Origin of the sequence: Nodularia chucula CCY0103, assembly GCF_963923915.1 — a bacterium.
GTDB classification, from domain to species: Bacteria; Cyanobacteriota; Cyanobacteriia; order Cyanobacteriales; family Nostocaceae; genus Nodularia; species Nodularia chucula.
Window position 1 is genome coordinate 1 of sequence record NZ_CAWUOL010000111.1, and the last position, 15942, is coordinate 15942.

The 15942-nt window shown below is 40.3% G+C and carries 12 protein-coding genes; 6 read left to right on the forward strand and 6 right to left on the reverse strand.

Going from position 1 to position 15942, the window contains the following annotated elements; all coding sequences use genetic code 11:
• Positions 1-208: 208 nt before the first annotated feature.
• Entirely contained in the window at positions 209-829 is a 621-nt protein-coding gene (locus ACM0OP_RS21360) for a Coq4 family protein (RefSeq protein ID WP_414530423.1), read from the forward strand.
• Between the two features lie 13 nt (positions 830-842).
• On the opposite strand, the gene ACM0OP_RS21365 is transcribed toward ACM0OP_RS21360, so the two are convergent.
• Both ACM0OP_RS21365 and ACM0OP_RS21370 read right to left on the reverse strand, forming a co-directional pair.
• Positions 843-1424 (reverse strand): hypothetical protein, encoded by a 582-nt coding sequence (locus ACM0OP_RS21365; protein ID WP_414530434.1) that lies wholly within the window; start codon positions 1422-1424, stop codon positions 843-845.
• A gap of 407 nt (positions 1425-1831) precedes the next feature.
• A complete protein-coding gene (locus ACM0OP_RS21370; protein ID WP_414530424.1) occupies positions 1832-2716 on the reverse strand; it encodes a 4-hydroxybenzoate solanesyltransferase in 885 nt (294 codons plus the stop codon).
• A 207-nt stretch (positions 2717-2923) separates the two neighbouring features.
• Here ACM0OP_RS21370 and ACM0OP_RS21375 point away from each other — a divergent pair, with 207 nt between their 5' ends.
• From ACM0OP_RS21375 to ACM0OP_RS21385, 3 genes are all read left to right on the forward strand, one after another.
• The gene (locus tag ACM0OP_RS21375; protein WP_414530425.1) at positions 2924-4573 is read left to right on the forward strand and encodes a Ppx/GppA phosphatase family protein; all 1650 of its coding nucleotides are present in this window, start codon (positions 2924-2926) and stop codon (positions 4571-4573) included.
• Between the two features lie 302 nt (positions 4574-4875).
• Positions 4876-5889: a DMT family transporter gene (locus tag ACM0OP_RS21380; RefSeq protein ID WP_414530426.1), complete on the forward strand. Its 1014-nt coding sequence runs from the start codon at positions 4876-4878 to the stop codon at positions 5887-5889.
• A 435-nt stretch (positions 5890-6324) separates the two neighbouring features.
• A complete protein-coding gene (locus tag ACM0OP_RS21385; protein WP_414530427.1) occupies positions 6325-7527 on the forward strand; it encodes a peptidoglycan-binding protein in 1203 nt (400 codons plus the stop codon).
• Here ACM0OP_RS21385 and ACM0OP_RS21390 read toward each other — a convergent pair.
• Positions 7522-7977, reverse strand: coding sequence for a DUF2141 domain-containing protein (locus ACM0OP_RS21390; RefSeq protein WP_414530428.1), 456 nt, complete (start codon positions 7975-7977; stop codon positions 7522-7524). The two genes, ACM0OP_RS21385 and ACM0OP_RS21390, sit on opposite strands and share 6 nt — an antisense overlap.
• Positions 7978-8176: 199 nt before the next feature.
• Positions 8177-9541, reverse strand: coding sequence for an ATP-binding protein (locus ACM0OP_RS21395; RefSeq protein ID WP_414530429.1), 1365 nt, complete (start codon positions 9539-9541; stop codon positions 8177-8179).
• A 362-nt stretch (positions 9542-9903) separates the two neighbouring features.
• Between ACM0OP_RS21395 and ACM0OP_RS21400 the strand changes: the two genes are divergently transcribed.
• On the forward strand, positions 9904-10803 hold the full coding sequence (locus ACM0OP_RS21400; RefSeq protein ID WP_414530430.1) for a S66 peptidase family protein: 900 nt from the start codon (positions 9904-9906) through the stop codon (positions 10801-10803).
• A gap of 45 nt (positions 10804-10848) precedes the next feature.
• Here the strand turns inward: ACM0OP_RS21400 and ACM0OP_RS21405 are convergent, their stop codons facing one another.
• Complete coding sequence (locus tag ACM0OP_RS21405) at positions 10849-12444, reverse strand: Hsp70 family protein (protein WP_414530431.1); 1596 nt, start codon at positions 12442-12444, stop codon at positions 10849-10851.
• 392 nt (positions 12445-12836) lie between these two features.
• Between ACM0OP_RS21405 and ACM0OP_RS21410 the strand changes: the two genes are divergently transcribed.
• A complete protein-coding gene (locus tag ACM0OP_RS21410) occupies positions 12837-13652 on the forward strand; it encodes a glycosyltransferase family 2 protein (RefSeq protein ID WP_414530432.1) in 816 nt (271 codons plus the stop codon).
• A gap of 57 nt (positions 13653-13709) precedes the next feature.
• Here ACM0OP_RS21410 and ACM0OP_RS21415 read toward each other — a convergent pair whose 3' ends face one another.
• Positions 13710-15338, reverse strand: coding sequence for an adenylate/guanylate cyclase domain-containing protein (locus ACM0OP_RS21415; protein WP_414530433.1), 1629 nt, complete (start codon positions 15336-15338; stop codon positions 13710-13712).
• Positions 15339-15942 lie beyond the last annotated feature (604 nt).

The following is a 15942-nucleotide window of genomic DNA, read 5'->3' on the forward strand; positions in this document are numbered from 1 at the left end:
CCTAGTAGTTTACTTCTACTTGTGTGTACACCGTAGGCAAGCGAGGAGGGGAGATTCTCAAGACCGCATTGGCTCCCCTTGGTAAGGTGAAAATGTGATAAAAATTACCCTTAATCCCTTATCAAACAACATCTGAGGTTGGTTCTTCTTACAAGCAGAGAGGCTGGCAAAAAAGCCGATTTTATTCACTAAAAATTGTGGAATTACCGTGATTATCTGCAAAAAACTGAAACAACTACGAGAAATTCTGGCTGATAAAAACTCAAACAGATTAGGGGATTTTGCCATTCTTAAATCTGATTTGTTAGGTGCTAAGGTATCTCCAGAAATCGCCTCTCAATTAGCAGCAGTAGTGGGATATTATCCCTTAATTGATCTGAAAAAATTAAGCCAATACCCCCAAGATACTTTTGGGCGAGAGTATGCAGATCACATGAAAGCAAATCATTTGCAAGCATTAAATATCAGTTCGGAGTTAGAGGAAATAGCTAAAAATAATGTCTTTGCTTTGCGATATGCGATTACACACGATATCTTTCATGTTTTATTGGGTTTTGATACCAGCTATGCGGGAGAAATTGGGGTTCTTGCCTTTGCGTCCGCCCAAAATTATAGTCAATCATTAAAAATCAGTTTGTGGTTCGCTAAATTTCTTTATCCCCTCCTTGCTCCTCAACAAATTAAACAAATTTTTGCTAACCTCAAGAAAGGGAAAGAGTTGGGCAAAAAGGCAGAGTTTATGTTGGGATATCGTTTTGAAGAACACTGGGAAGATAACATTGCTGATTTGCAACACCGTTTAGGTTTACCAGTCAGTAAAAATGGTTAATTAGGAATTGTTATTACCATTTTTCTGCCCAATAGACAATTTCTGAAGCTGAGATATCAATGGCTACGCCGTAGCTATGGCCATGATTCCATTTAAAACCCGGTTTACCTCTGTCTTGGGCATCTAATACGAATATTGTATATGTGGCTGGAAATGATTCTTGAGAATTATTACTGGTGTAAAAGAATGTTGTTGGTACACCATTTTCTAGGTTAACGTGGTCGTTGGTATTACCACCTTGATATTGGTATTTAGCAATTTTTTCATACTGTGAAAGCAACGTTTGGATTTTGCCTGGGGAATGTTGCAGTCTGAGTTGAAAAAAGCTGCCGTTTGGGGTAACTCCAGGATAATAAGCAATGCGAATGTTTTCGGCTTGGGGGGGTAATTGCTCAGGAAAATGGGGAATAATATGTTGTTGATTAAACCAGAGTTGCTGGCGAATTTCTGGATAACGAGATGTATCAGTGATCAGTTGAATTTTGCTGCTATTGCTAAAAGCTGTTTTGAGAAAAAAACTGACCCCAACAATGCCAAGAGTACTTAAGCCAACTAACGCTATCATGGCTATTTTAACAAGATGCGATCGCTTCATAGACTTGGGTACATCTAAATTACATAGCCATATACCCAAGGACTAAAGACTGCTAACCGAGATATTCAGTAAAACTTTGTCTAATTCGCGCAAATAGTGGGATATTGTAAAATTATGGTAAATGCAGGGAGTAGGGAGTAGGGAGTGGGGAGTGGGGTAAAAGTCTTTCGGTTTCTAACTTTTATGATCAGTTTATGTTTTAACGTGTATGGGTAGTGCTATACAAAATAACTTTCCCCAAAGGAATACCGTAAAAATATCTAAGAAATAGATAATTATGGAGTAATAAATATCAAGTCTGTGTCCTCATTTGCCCAGTATAATTGTGTGTAGATGAACGACTTTTAAATTGAAGGGACGAGCTGGCTGCGTGGGCTGGGTCGCTTTTTTCTGATGTGTTGTTAGCGTTACGATAAAGACCCAGCAATCATCCCTGCAAGTAAAATAAAACCAATCCAGACATTTTGACGGAACATGAGGCCATACTCAGAGTTAGCTAGGTCTGGCTTTGTTAAAGTTACACACTGGTAACTCCAGCCAATAGTAGCGATCGCCATAGCAATCCAAAAAGAAAAGTTAAGATGTGTAAATATTCCCAACCCAGCTAGTAAAATTACTGTCAGCACAAAGAAAATGCCAATAGCTAGAGGGGCATAATTACCAAAAAATAAAGCACTGGAATTAACGCCAATACGTTGATCATCTGCGCGATCGCTCATGGCATAGACTGTATCAAATCCCAATGTCCACAATATAGTTGCGCCCCACAATAGCCAAGTAGCTGGGGATAGGTTTGGTGTGACGGCACTCCAGCTAATTAAAACCGCAAAACCCCAAGCAATGGAAAGCACTAGCTGTGGTACGGGAAACACTCTTTTTGCACCGGGATACAGTAAAATTACTGGTACGGCTGCTACAGATAACCAGAAACTTAATGGGTTAAGATAAAAAGCAAGTGCTGCGGCACATCCCAAGGAAACAATAGCTACCACAATTCCGACTTTGATAGACAGGGTGCGAGCTGCAAGAGGGCGATCGCGCGTTCTCTCTACTTCCGGATCAATATCCCGATCCCATAAATCATTGACTACACAACCAGCTGCACTTGTGGCTAAAGTCCCTAAAACAATGACACCAACTAAAGGTAAAGGTGGTTTTCCAGAGGCTGCTAGAAATACAGCCCAAAGTGCCGGAATCATTAAAATTAACCTTCCTTCTGGTTTATGCCACCGCAAAAGTCGGATAATAGTCAGTAATACAGGTTCGTGTTTACCTTCTTCAAGATTCAGCATAAAAATCAAGTAATAATCATAGAACGATGAATTTCCTCTATAGAATAACGTTATTTGATTTCTGTAAGCTGCACACTTGTGACTGCTAGTTATGTTGAACTAGGAATCATGCGACTCAAGTCGTGAGAGGTTCCATAAGCATCTACTATTGCTAAATACCCCGAACACAAATTTTTTACCGTCCTTCCTTCAATGAGAGAAAACTAGATGCTGAATTTAGTTTCAGCTAGCTGGGAAAGTATTAAAAGCCGACCAGTTAAGCAAAACCGGATTATTGCTGCCATTGACATGGGAACTAATTCTCTACACATGGTAGTAGTAAAAATTGATCCGACATTACCATCCTTTCGGATTATTGCCAAAGAGAAAGAAACTGTCAGATTAGGTAATCGTGATCTTGCGACTGGAGAGTTAAAACCAGAAGTTATTGACAAGGCGATTACCGCCCTCAGACGCTTTCAAGAAGTAGCCAAAACAGCCAATGCGGAAACAATTATTGCTGTAGCCACCAGCGCTGTGCGGGAATCTCCCAACGGGCAAGATTTTCTGCAACGAATAGAAGATGAATTAGGTTTAAGTGTTGACTTAATTTCCGGTCAAGAAGAAGCCCGACGCATCTACCTGGGTGTACTGTCGGGGATGGAATTTGACAACAAACCCCATATTGTGATTGATATTGGCGGTGGTTCCACAGAATTAATTTTGGGGGACAGTCAAGAAGCCCGTAGTCTCACCAGCACAAAAGTTGGCGCAGTTCGCCTCACTAGCGAGTTTATTCACAGCGACCCCATGAGTGACGCTGAGTTTAAGTATTTGCAAGCTTATACACGGGGAATGTTAGAACGTTCCGTTGAAGATGTCCTAGCAAATATTGAGTTGGGGGAATCTCCCCGGTTAGTGGGAACCTCCGGGACAATTGAAACCCTTGCCATGATTCATGCGCGGGAAAATTTAGAAATTGCACCTTCGACTCTGAATGGCTACCAATTCAGTCTCAAGGACTTGCAGAATTGGGTGTATCGTTTGCGGAAAATGACTAACTCAGAGATTTCTAATATACCCGGTATGCCAGATAAACGGTCAGAAGTGATATTGGCTGGGGCTGTGATCCTACAGGAAGCCATGAGTTTATTAGGTGTGGATTCAGTAACAGTATGTGGCCGCGCCTTGCGGGAAGGGGTGATTGTTGACTGGATGCTGTCCCACGGTTTGATTGAAGATAGACTGCGTTATCAAGGTTCAGTACGTCAACGCAGTGTGTTAAAACAGGCTGATAAGTACCATATTGATTTAGAGCATAGCGATCGCGTCGCTTTATTTGCCTTAAGTTTATTTGACCAAACCCAGGAAATATTACACAACTGGGGAGTCAATGAGCGACAACTATTATGGGCGGCCGCCATCTTACATAATTGCGGTCATTACATCAGTCATTCCTCTCATCACAAGCATTCCTATTATCTAGTTCGCAATGGTGAATTACTCGGCTACACCGAAACCGAAATTGAAATCATTGCTAATTTAGCCCGTTATCACCGGAAATCACAGCCCAAGAAAAAACACGAAAATTACCGTAATTTGCTGAGTAAAACCCATCGGCAAATTGTCAGTCAATTGAGTGCGATATTAAGATTAGCTGTGGCATTAGAGAGGCGACAAATCGGGGCGATCGCACGTGTAGAGTGTAATTACAATTCTAATAGTCAGCAATTACAAATGTTGCTTTTTCCCTGCCAACTTGATGATGACTGTGCCTTAGAACTCTGGAGTTTAGATTATAAAAAACCAGTGTTTGAGGATGAATTTAAAGTCAAATTGGAGGTGAATTTAAAAGGCTCCCCTGTCAACAAGATATAGATATCTAGGAATCCGGTTTGATTGCGGAAATTACTCGTAGAGGTGGGGAACAGGGAACAGGGAAAGAGGAATAATGTGTACGGACTTTTATTTATAAATCAAAATAGAACCCTTGCAATTCAAGAGTTTCATGGCTGCTTCCCACACTCCCTACACACCCCACACTTCCCACACTTCCCACACACCCCACTCCCCACTCCCCACACTTCCCACACACCCCACTCTCTTCACAAAAAGTCATAATTCGGTAAAATTGGGTAAACTAATTTTTGCATTTGTTAAACAAAGGCATCAGTAAACCCATGCAACTGAAACTCAGTGCATCTAAATTTCCTCTCGCTCCCCTATTGTTAATCGCGCCTTTTTTCCTATGGGGTACAGCAATGGTGGCGATGAAAGGAGTCATACCTCACACAACACCCTTATTTATGTCAGGAGTACGATTGCTACCTGCTGGGGTGCTTATTTTGATTGCTGGTCTGCTGATGGGTAAACCTCAGCCCCAAGGTTGGTCAGCATGGTTGTGGATTATTTTATTTGCCTGCATCGATGGCGCTTTATTTCAAGGCTTTTTGGCAGAGGGATTAGTCAGAACTAGTGCAGGTCTAGGATCTGTGATGATTGACTCTCAACCTTTGGCTGTGGCTTTATTGTCCTTGTGGTTATTTCAAGAACATATTGGTTTATGGGGATGGTTGGGATTGGGACTGGGAGTCATGGGCATTAGTTTAATTGGTTTGCCTGATGCCTGGATTTTTCAGTTTTTTGATGCCAACGTCAATGTTACTATTGGCAGCTGGCAAGATTTGTTTGCTAGTGGTGAATGGTTAATGTTGTTAGCAGCCCTATCAATGGCTGTGGGAACGGTAATGATTCGGTTTGTGTGTAAATACGCAGATCCAGTCATGGCCACAGGATGGCACATGATTTTGGGAGGATTGCCGTTGTGGGGTATTTCCCTGGCAACAGAATCTCAGCAGTGGCAAAATTTGATTACTTCTGAATGGATAGCGTTGGGTTATGCTACAGTTTTCGGCAGTGCGATCGCCTATGGATTATTTTTCTACTTTGCTTCTAGCGGTAGCTTAACTAGTCTCAGTTCTCTCACCTTTCTCACTCCTGTGTTTGCCCTATTATTTGGCAACCTCTTTCTCTCGGAAGTTCTCAGCCCTTTGCAGTGGGTAGGAGTAGGACTAACGCTGATTAGTATTTATCTGATTAACCAGCGAGATCAGTTAGCGGCCAAAAAACAGTCAGTGAATATAGAAGCGAAAAATCTACAGCAGCCACAGCGATTGAAGGCGGAAATTCGTTAACATAGCCAATGGCAAGGAAGTAGGGCAAGCCTCCATCCTGCTATACTTCTAACCTTAATCATGAGAAACTTGAGTGTCCGTGAAATGTGGTACAATTGCTCCGTCAGTAAAGAGGTTAAAGCACACCAGTATAATCTGCGAAGATTCCGGTTTATCCTCCGATCTGATGGGGTTAAGGAAAACAAAACTCCGCCTCTTTTGGCAAACAGGGTGTATCTGAAAACCCAAACAATTGGGTGGGATATAAGAGCTAAATGTTTGGAGCAGCTACTACTTCTGGTAGTGGGACTATTAACAATGTTAAAAGTATCTGCTGACCAAGAAATTTGTAGGTATAGTGCTTTTTCTGTTAATTAAAAATTCCAAATTTAGACATCTTAAAATTTATTCTGGAATCGATAACTTCAATAGCAAATTCAGGCTGAAACTGACAATATGAGGCTATGCCATTCCTCAATTTTAATTTTTACCTGTTTTACTTGTCTGGGTTTTTACCCGCATCGGACAAGTATGGCAACATCTAACCTAGCATCTGTAGAAATTGCACAAGCAAGTTTGACAACAGCTCCTGTAGAGGTTGTTCTCATGCGTGGTAGTCAAGGGACAGATGTCGAGGGACTGCAAACACAATTAAAGGATTTAGGATATTACTATGGTGATATTGATGGAATTTATGGGCCAGAAACCCAAGGTGCTGTAGTTAAATTTCAGCAATTCCAAGATTTGAGCAGAACCGATGGTGTTGCTGATCTGACAACTAGGGACATTGTGCAAACAGCTTGGTTAGGAAGAAATCCGGTTTTCGCTTCTTCTGTTTCATCTGTATCTGTCTCTGCAACTAACGAGGAGGAATTAAGTTCAACTGTTTCTCCAAATGACCAATCGCAATCTAGCCAACGAGAGTTTATTTGGTGGTCATTATTGGGTTTGGGAATTTTAGGAAGTGTTGGCGCACTGGTATTTTTGGTGAGATTGTTGTTTCAACTCAAAAAACCTTCCGAATCCAGCACTAATGAAGTCACAGGTTCGAGACGTGGTGAAAAAGACTTGAGAAAGCAAGAATCCGAAAATACATCCAGACAGCAGGAAAGTAATGTATCTGTGGTCAATTCCAAAACACCAACAGCGTCAGTTCCCTCGGCTGTATTACCACCAGACACTACTTCCCGCCTTAGCAAACTGAGTATTGTGGATCAAATGATTCAGGACTTACGCAGTAATGATCGCTCGAAACGGCGGAAGGCTATTTGGGGTTTGGGTCAGCAAGGAGACTCACGGGCAATTCAGCCCCTGGTAGACTTGATGATTAATGCTGATTCTCAACAACGGAGTTTAATTTTGGCTGCTTTGTCAGAAATTAACGCTCGCGCCCTCAGACCAATGAATCGTGCTTTGGCTATTTCATTACAAGACGAAAGCCCACAAGTCCGCCAAAATGCTATCCGTGATCTGACTCGCGTTTATGACATGATGACTCAAATGAGCCAAATGTTAGCCCATGCAGTTGAAGATCCAGATGCTGATGTCCAAACCACGGCAAAATATGCTTTGACTCAGATGAATCAAATGCGGATTGCTCCGAATCAACCCAGTTTACCGGAAGATAATCATCAACAGCCAACGCAGAGGAAATTATAAATATTTCAACTGAATTTGGATCAAGGTGTTTGGACCCGCTAAAACAAAAGCCGCATCTCTGAATGCAGGGGGACTGGTGCGGACTTCTGGGTTGCGGGAAAAACCAAAGCCTTCTATGGGCATACCGAGGTTATTACGGTTCAGGATTTGGTCTTTGTTTCGATCATGGATCACGGCAACAGCATAACTACCTGTTTGTAAGTTATCAAAAGTAACTGTTAAGGATCTGTCTTCAATATTGGCACACTGTTTTTTAAGTACGCGATCGCTATTGCTGGGAAATCCTTGACTATTAGCAAATATGCTGATGCAGGCCTGTCCTTCCGTGCTGCGAAATCCATCAATTTCAACTGTGAGTTTACCCTGGAAACTAGCCCTAGAATTTGATATCCAGGTTAAATTTCCCATAACTGCAAATAGCAGCACACTAAGTCCTAATTTTTTAATCATAAGTTTTTGTGGAAATCAATTCCAGTGTGACATTAATCGCTCAGGAAATACAGCAGTAAATAGGGTATGGGCAGGAAACGCGTTAATTTCAAGGTATTCTAGTGAGAAATCCGTAAGTAACCATTAAACGCAGATGGACGCAGATAAACGCAGATAATTTTGTACTGTATTTGTTTTTATCTAGTGGGGATCATATTTACTAATTTTTGACAACTGGGATTTTGATGATAAATTTAGTTCCTTTCCCAAAGGTAGATAAACAGTTAAGTTGCCCACCATGTTTTTCTACAACAATTTGATAAGTTATGGATAGTCCTAACCCGGTTCCTTTACCCACTGGTTTAGTCGTAAAAAATGGATCAAATAATTGGTTTTTGACATTTTCTGGGATACCAGTTCCATTGTCAGTAATGTTGATTTGTATCCATTTACTGCCGATGATTTGAGTGCTAATTTTAATAACTGGACGATATTTTTTTTTCCGCTTCACGATTGACTCTTCTATAGCATCTATGGCGTTGTTCAAGATGTTCATAAATGCTTGATTCAGTAACCCAGGATAGCACTCCACTAAGGGCAAATCCCCGTATTCTTTCAAGATGGTGATATTCTCACTGGGTTTGTGTTTTTTACAGAGGCGACTTTCTAAAATTAGTAGGGTACTATCAATACCGTGATGAATGTTAACTGTTTTTTTATCAGCTTCGTCAAGGCGGGAAAAGTTTTTTAACGATAGCACTATTTGCTGAATGCGATCGCAACCAATTTCCATAGACTGGAGAAGATTAGGAAAGTCTGTGGTTATAAAATCTAGTTCAATCTCATCACTGTAAGTTTGAATTCTGTCCTTAGTTTTAGGATATGCCTTTTGATAAAGGCTAATTAACTTGAATAGTTTCTGGCTGTAATCTTTCGCGTAAGTCAAATTACCAGTAATAAAGTTCACTGGGTTGTTAATTTCATGTGCTACCCCAGCCACTAATTGACCTAAAGCAGCCATTTTGTCATTTTGTAGCAATCGGCTATAGTTCTGCTGAAGATCATTAAACCCAGCCTTGGCTACTCTGGATTGTTCCTCTGCATATTTTAATTGAGCTACTGTCAATGCATGAATTTGGGAGTTAGCTAATAATAACTGATGGAAATCAATTAACCCATAATTTGTCGGTTCCGCACCGACCACAATTGGCTCATAAACCAGTTTAGCTGGTCGCTTCAAAGCTTTTTGAGTGACTTCGACAATGGTCGTGTCCTGAGTTACTATAAATAGTTCTGGGCGGAGAAAGTTATAAAGATGTTGAATAGGTCGTTTAGAAAAAAGCCCAAAACTGTAGGGGCGGCTCATGTGTTCAAAAAATTTACCCCGTGACATCATGCCGTGGTAGGAATTATTTTGAGTTAAAATCACTCCTGGGAGTAAAGGCTCTTTCTCAAAAAGTTTAGTCAATTGATTTACTGGGCTTTCTAGCGCAATATGAGTTGTCCATAGGGGTAACTCTTGCAGGGTTGAGTTTAAACTCAGACTTAGCTTTTTGGTATTTGTCATGCTTTGCGTAGCCAGCATAATCGAAATCCTTGGCCCTCTATATAATGTGATTCCACTCCTTACTCCGAACAACTATGTATATATATAGTTACCCAGTTAATTGCTACTTTTAGCAATATTAGCATTATTATTGTTCCCAAAAATCATTGAGAAATTTATATATTTACTAATTTTTCCATTTATATTTGATGCAATCGGGATGAAAAATTTTCACCATAACGATTGTAAATAAATCCTGTTTATCTGACTGAAATAGATACTATTTTTTCAATAAAGTCAAGTATATATTATACTCAAAGATAATTTATCTCGGTTATAAGTGATGTTTGTTATTTAACTTCTAACTATTAGCTGTACCTTGGTATCCTACTAAACTATTTATGGAATCTCAGATATTACCCCCACCTTTAAAACCTGGTGACTTAGTGCGAGTGATTGCGCCTAGTGGTGCGTTGCGCGAATTTGGAGCATTGGAAAGGAGTGTAGAAATTTGGCGATCGCGTGGTTATCAAGTGGAAATTATGCCAAAATTAACTGATAAATGGGGATATTTAGCAGAAAAAGACGAACTGCGTCGGCAACAGATTATCACAGCTTGGGAAGATCCCCATTGTCGTGGTATCCTCTGCACCAGAGGCGGATTTGGTAGCACTCGGATTTTGGAAAATTGGAGTTGGAATAGTCTTAACTCACCAGTACCAAAATGGCTGATTGGGTTTTCTGATATTACAGCTTTGTTATGGAGTCTTTACACAGCAGGGATTTCCAGTGTTCATGCTCCTGTATTGACTACTTTAGCCGATGAAACAGATTGGTCAATTCAGCGATTATTTGATTTTGTAGAAGGTGGGACTGTCCCTCCGCTTTCGGGTTGTGGTTGGGGTGGTGGAATCGCTACTGGTTTGTTACTTCCAGGTAATCTCACTGTGGCAACCCATCTTTTAGGTACACCAATTATACCAAAAATGGAGAATGTGATTTTAGCATGGGAAGATGTGGGAGAAGTACCTTACCGCATTGATAGAATGCTGACCCAGTGGCGTTGTAGTGGTCTGTTAGCAAAAGTTCGGGGTGTTGCTTTGGGTAGTTTTAGTCAATGCGAACCACCGAAAAATTTACCTAGCTTCAGTGTAGAAGAGGTACTGCGCGATCGCTTGAGTGATTTAGGTATTCCTATTGTATCTAATTTGCCCTTTGGTCATGCAAGTCCCAATGCCGCTTTACCAGTGGGTGTATTAGCCAGATTAGATGCAGATGAGGGGACTTTGAGTATTATTTGACTTCCGTTTTCGCCCAATCCCCAGTCCCCAATCCCCAGTCCCCATCTAACTCAACTGAGCGACAAGTTGATTTTCTAATAGGGTTTCATTGGTTAATAAATCCTCAACTGTAATTCGCAAAAAACGTTGTTCGTCTACTTGAAACAAAACTTTAATGCGATCGCTTCCCGGATATCCCAGAGGTGTCAATTTGGCGATGGTTTTAGCAGTTCCTTGATCATTGAGGGGTTTAACAGTAGTTACCCCTGCTTGTATGGGGCGAGTAATCAAGCGATCGCCATCAAAATAAACTTCAGTGCTGGCTGTTTGATCTCCCAATTCCCCAATAATTAATTCAATACTGGGTTGATTTTCTAAAGATGCGCCTAAAACCAATTCCACTGAATCACTCATTGGATAAGCCTGTCCAGTTTTAATAATCGAATGCCAATTATGACGCTGATGGCGACGATCCCAATAGCGGACACCATAACTATGATAGAGAAAGTCTTTGATTTCCATCCCTTGGGCTAACTGTAACGCACCTTGGGCGATCGCCTCAAAAGGACGTTCACACCGGATTTTTTCTGACGGAAAATACTGTTTTACCCATGTCTGCACTGCTGGTAATTGCACCGTTCCACCCACCAACAACACAGCGTTAATATCTGCAACCTCTATCCCCTGTCGTCGTCCTTGCTGTAATACACTTGTCATCGACTCATCTAATAGAGCATAAAACCCCTTTTCTGTGAGAATATTATCAAAAACTTCGCGGTTTAGTTGCAGTTCATAACTTTCAAAATTCTCATCATCAAAATAAACCTCACTAGCTTGGCTTTGGGTTGATAGCTGAATTTTGACTCGTTCCGCTAATCTCGTCGTTAACTGTGTCACAGCTATTCCTTGGGTTTTAGCAAAGTAATCTGTTAACCAATTATCAATATCAGTACCACCAAGATTCTGCCCAGCTTTGGCTAATACACGGGCTGTTTTAGGTTTTTGACTGGAATTTTCCCCCAAAGATTTATTACCCCACTTCAGGAGAAAACCTACAGGCTTTTTAGTTTGTACACTTTGATCCAAACGTACCAGAGACAGGTCTAATGTCCCACCGCCAAAGTCAATTACTAAGAGAACTTCTTGATCTGCTAAACCGTAACCCAAAGCTGCTGCTGTTGGTTCATCTAGCATCTGTACCCTTTCCACCGGCAGCGCTTGACAAACTTTTCCTAACCAGTGACGATATGCTTCAAAGCTATCCACAGGGACTGTGAGTACGAGGGAATCTACACCTCCTTGCATCGGTGCTAGTTGTGCAATGACTTTGGTGAGGAATAATTCCCCCACTTGCTCAAAGGTGATCAGTTCTCCATCTATTTCTGGTAAAAAGCCTTGAATATCTGCACCAATTCCCCGTTTAAAGCTACGGAAGCAGCGAGTTTCGTTTTTCAGGTCAAAACCGCGATCGCGTACTTCTTGCCCTACTAAAACTTTACCCTGTGTTGCGTCTTCTATATAGATTAGGCTGGGAATGATGGGAGGATTTCGGCTTTGCTGAAGAGATAACGCGGGTATATTGATTGTTTCTGGTTGCTGGGTTACGGGATTCCAACGAGCAATAACGGTGTTGCTAGTACCAAAATCTATAGCTATGGTCATATTTTTTGATGATTTCGCCCATCAGCGAAGGGAAATAACAATTACAAAGTATTTTTTCCAGTAGGATTATTTTCCCATAACCCACCCAGAACGCAAATAGGCGATCGCTAGTTTATTGTCTCAAATTTGACCAAAAAAGCACTAGTTACCATTTTGACCTAAAAAAATGATTTAGTGTAGCATATTTTACTTTTTATCCCTGTTTTCATTGTAACTATTCATTCTTTAGGCAGACGAGTCAAACAACATAACAGGTTACATTTTTGAGCTATGTGTGCTTTTATTATGCATTTTTAAAATGCATATTGTTAGTTCATTAATCGATTGAAAATTATCCTAAATTAATCTGCTGTGCGGACTAATCAAAATCAACATTTTAGAGGTTTGCAAAAATGAACTCTTACTTTTCAGATTTTTTAACTCAACCAGAAATAGAAACCCAATTCTTGCCTCCCCAGAACATGAAAGTTGCAATTATCATTGATACTTATCGTCAGTTAAGTTCACTGAATCCTTTACTACAAGATATTTGCCGACTAAAATTATATCAGACCAAAATTGATATCTATATTGTAAATAACGGTTCAGATCATAGCAATCAAGCTAATTTAGCTAAATTTTGCTTTGCTCACCTGCAAATTATAACACCAGATAAACAGGCTGATGAATTTGGTGGTTTCTACTACGGTCTACAATTTGTCAGTCACCTTCAATATGATTACATTTGGTTGCTTAATGATGATTTACGTTTAGATCCTTTAGCTCTTAGTATATTAATTACCACCTTACAAAATCACCACGAAGTTGGCTTTGTTAGTTCTCAACTATATCAGAAAAAAGAGCCTAATACTATTCAAGAATTTGGTAATTTAATTAATAGTCAAGCATCATATTCTTGTAATTACAAAATGAGTATAAATGATGATTCTATCAACAGAAAGCCTTATGTTAAAGTAGAATTTTGTGTAGTTAAATCCATCTTATTACGTCATCGAGTTGTACAAGAATTGGGAATATTTAAAGATGATTTTCCGCATTGTGATGATATAGATTTGTGCTTAAGAGTTAAACAAGCAGGTTGGGTTATTGCTGTTAACTCCAATTCAATTATTTGGGAAAAATCGCCAGATTTAAAATTATCCCAGTCGCTTGATTCTTACAATGAATGTGACCTTTATTATTGGCAAAAACATAAACCAGATTTTTGATAGTAACTGCAAGTTTTTCAATCTAATATTTCAGATCATCCTTAGACAAAATTGGAATTAACCACTCAAACCAACTAATCTTGTCTGATACACCTTAACTAATCGTTCAATACCTTTAAAACGATAATGTCCCATTTCATAAAAATCTGATGATTCCGAAAGCATGAAATAGGTAGTTTCCGTAATCACACATTCACTGGGGGGACACACTGCTTCCATCCGAGCTGCAAGATTAATAGCTGAACCTAGTGCTGTATAATCGACCCGTTGAAAACTACCAACATCTCCCACAACAGCTTTACCACTGTTAATCGCAATACGTAACTGTAGAGGTTCGTGCCAAAAACCACTAGCGTTGAGACGTTCCAGACGAGAAAGCATTCCCTTAGCCGCACGAGTGGCGAGGTCAGCATGATCTGGTTGAGATTCCGGTGCGCCAAACAAAGCCATGATACAATCACCAATATATTTATCTAAAGTGCCACTATAGGCAAATACCTCTTGCAACATCTCTTCAAATAAATTATTTAATAATTGAGCAATTTCGGTGGGTTTTAACCGTTCAGAAATAGCCGTAAAGCCGACTAAATCTGCAAACAACACACTGATTTCGGTTTCTGCGGGAGGTAAACGACCATCAGGTAAACCGCCCATAGCAATTAACTGTTGTACAACTGCGGGAGAATGATAACGCTCTAGTCGATGACGAATAACCTCTTCAGTTTTTAACTTATCAGCCAATAGCCAACGTTGCACACTAGAAGCCACCAGATTAGCTAAAGCTGAAAAAAAGCTAAGTTCTGCCTCTCCTTCATTTTCCCAATGGGAAGAAGAAAAATGAGCATCAGCATAAAGAACGCCCACAACTTTAGTTTCATCCCATAGTGGTACAGCCATAGCGCTGAGGATACCTTTAACTAAAATACTTTGTTCATCTGAAAAGCGTTCATCTTTAGTGGTGTCAGCAGTTTGAATCGCCACTTTTTCTGCAAAGACTTTTTGGCAAATACTCCGACTAATCCACTGGCCATCAGGGGGTAAATATTTCTGTTGGTAAATATCTCTAATGGCAGCATTGACTAACTCTAAGTGACCACCGCCATGAACATCAATTAATAATGCCAAGCGGTCAATACTATCCAGATAACGAAAAACAACTTCTTGTACCTGAGAAAAAATTTCTTCTATAGATGCTGCTGCACAGAGATTTTTAGCTATATCTACTAAGTCTTTCAAACGGGCAATTGTTTTATCTTTATTGCTAGGTTCACCATCTTGACTGTCAGCTTCTATCCATTGCTGTTGCAGTTGTTTGACGTTGCGAAAAATAGTTTTTGACTGAGAACCTGCAAAAACAAGAGTATCTTGACTCAGATCCTTTTGATCTGAAGTGGCAAATAGCACTTCTAGGTTTATATTGCCTAGCCAAATTATATCGCCATGATGTAACTCCTGAATATGGTTAATCAGATTTTGGTTAACCTGGGTGCCATTTTTGCTGCCTAAATCCTCAATACTCCATACACCATCAGCACTTTTCAGTAGTCTGGCGTGCTTGCGAGAAACTCCTCCACAGGGTAAGTACAAATCACATTCCGGCAATCGGCCAATTGTGAATTCATCTTGATTCACGGTTAATGTTTTTTCTGTGTCTCCCTGTTCTAGGCGTAATGTGATTTCAGTCATGGGTATTATTTACTGCTCCTGCAACTTGTGAACACAAGCATCTTCCTGATTAAGGATACCCAGAGTAAACTGTTTAGCATATCTTAATCACACTGTTCACGGCCTTAGACTAGATGTTTGTGTTATTTAGTACCAACTATTTTGTATATATAGCAACCATCAAGAATTTGAGGACATAAGACCTCGCCCTGAAGGATGGGGTTTATAAAATCGAGACAGCAAAAGGTTCTTCACCCAGTCCCCAGTATGTTTAACAAAATAAGCTCCTATTGAGAGATTTAGCCCTTTTTTATGCGCCTAGCGTGTTTTTAATCGCTTTTGATTATATCTTAAGTAGTTGTTTATAACCATAAACCCAAGATGCAAGGAATACTCTCAGTGCCTAGATCATCTTGAGGAAAAATCTTACCTTGATGTCCCATAAAACAAAGACGCAGGAAAAATTCGCTGCGTCTGGTGCGTCTGGTGCGTGAAAAAATCTTATATAGGAACCGCCAAGGAGGTTAGGACACACCAAGAGGCGGGGGAGCAGGGAGCAGGGAGCAGGGAGAAGTGTGGGAAGTGTGGGAAGTGTGGGAAGTGTGGGAAGTGTGGGAAGTGTGGG

Bases quoted from the DNA above. Each gene is read 5' to 3' on its own strand.
- ACM0OP_RS21415 (WP_414530433.1), bottom strand. From the start codon at position 15,338: ATGACTGAAATCACATTACGCCTAGAACAGGGAGACACAGAAAAAACA.
- ACM0OP_RS21410 (WP_414530432.1), top strand. From the start codon at position 12,837: ATGAACTCTTACTTTTCAGATTTTTTAACTCAACCAGAAATAGAAACC.
- ACM0OP_RS21375 (WP_414530425.1), top strand. From the start codon at position 2,924: ATGCTGAATTTAGTTTCAGCTAGCTGGGAAAGTATTAAAAGCCGACCA.
- ACM0OP_RS21380 (WP_414530426.1), top strand. From the start codon at position 4,876: ATGCAACTGAAACTCAGTGCATCTAAATTTCCTCTCGCTCCCCTATTG.
- ACM0OP_RS21370 (WP_414530424.1), bottom strand. From the start codon at position 2,716: ATGCTGAATCTTGAAGAAGGTAAACACGAACCTGTATTACTGACTATT.
- ACM0OP_RS21365 (WP_414530434.1), bottom strand. From the start codon at position 1,424: ATGAAGCGATCGCATCTTGTTAAAATAGCCATGATAGCGTTAGTTGGC.
- ACM0OP_RS21400 (WP_414530430.1), top strand. From the start codon at position 9,904: ATGGAATCTCAGATATTACCCCCACCTTTAAAACCTGGTGACTTAGTG.
- ACM0OP_RS21385 (WP_414530427.1), top strand. From the start codon at position 6,325: ATGAGGCTATGCCATTCCTCAATTTTAATTTTTACCTGTTTTACTTGT.
- ACM0OP_RS21390 (WP_414530428.1), bottom strand. From the start codon at position 7,977: ATGATTAAAAAATTAGGACTTAGTGTGCTGCTATTTGCAGTTATGGGA.
- ACM0OP_RS21405 (WP_414530431.1), bottom strand. From the start codon at position 12,444: ATGACCATAGCTATAGATTTTGGTACTAGCAACACCGTTATTGCTCGT.
- ACM0OP_RS21395 (WP_414530429.1), bottom strand. From the start codon at position 9,541: ATGCTGGCTACGCAAAGCATGACAAATACCAAAAAGCTAAGTCTGAGT.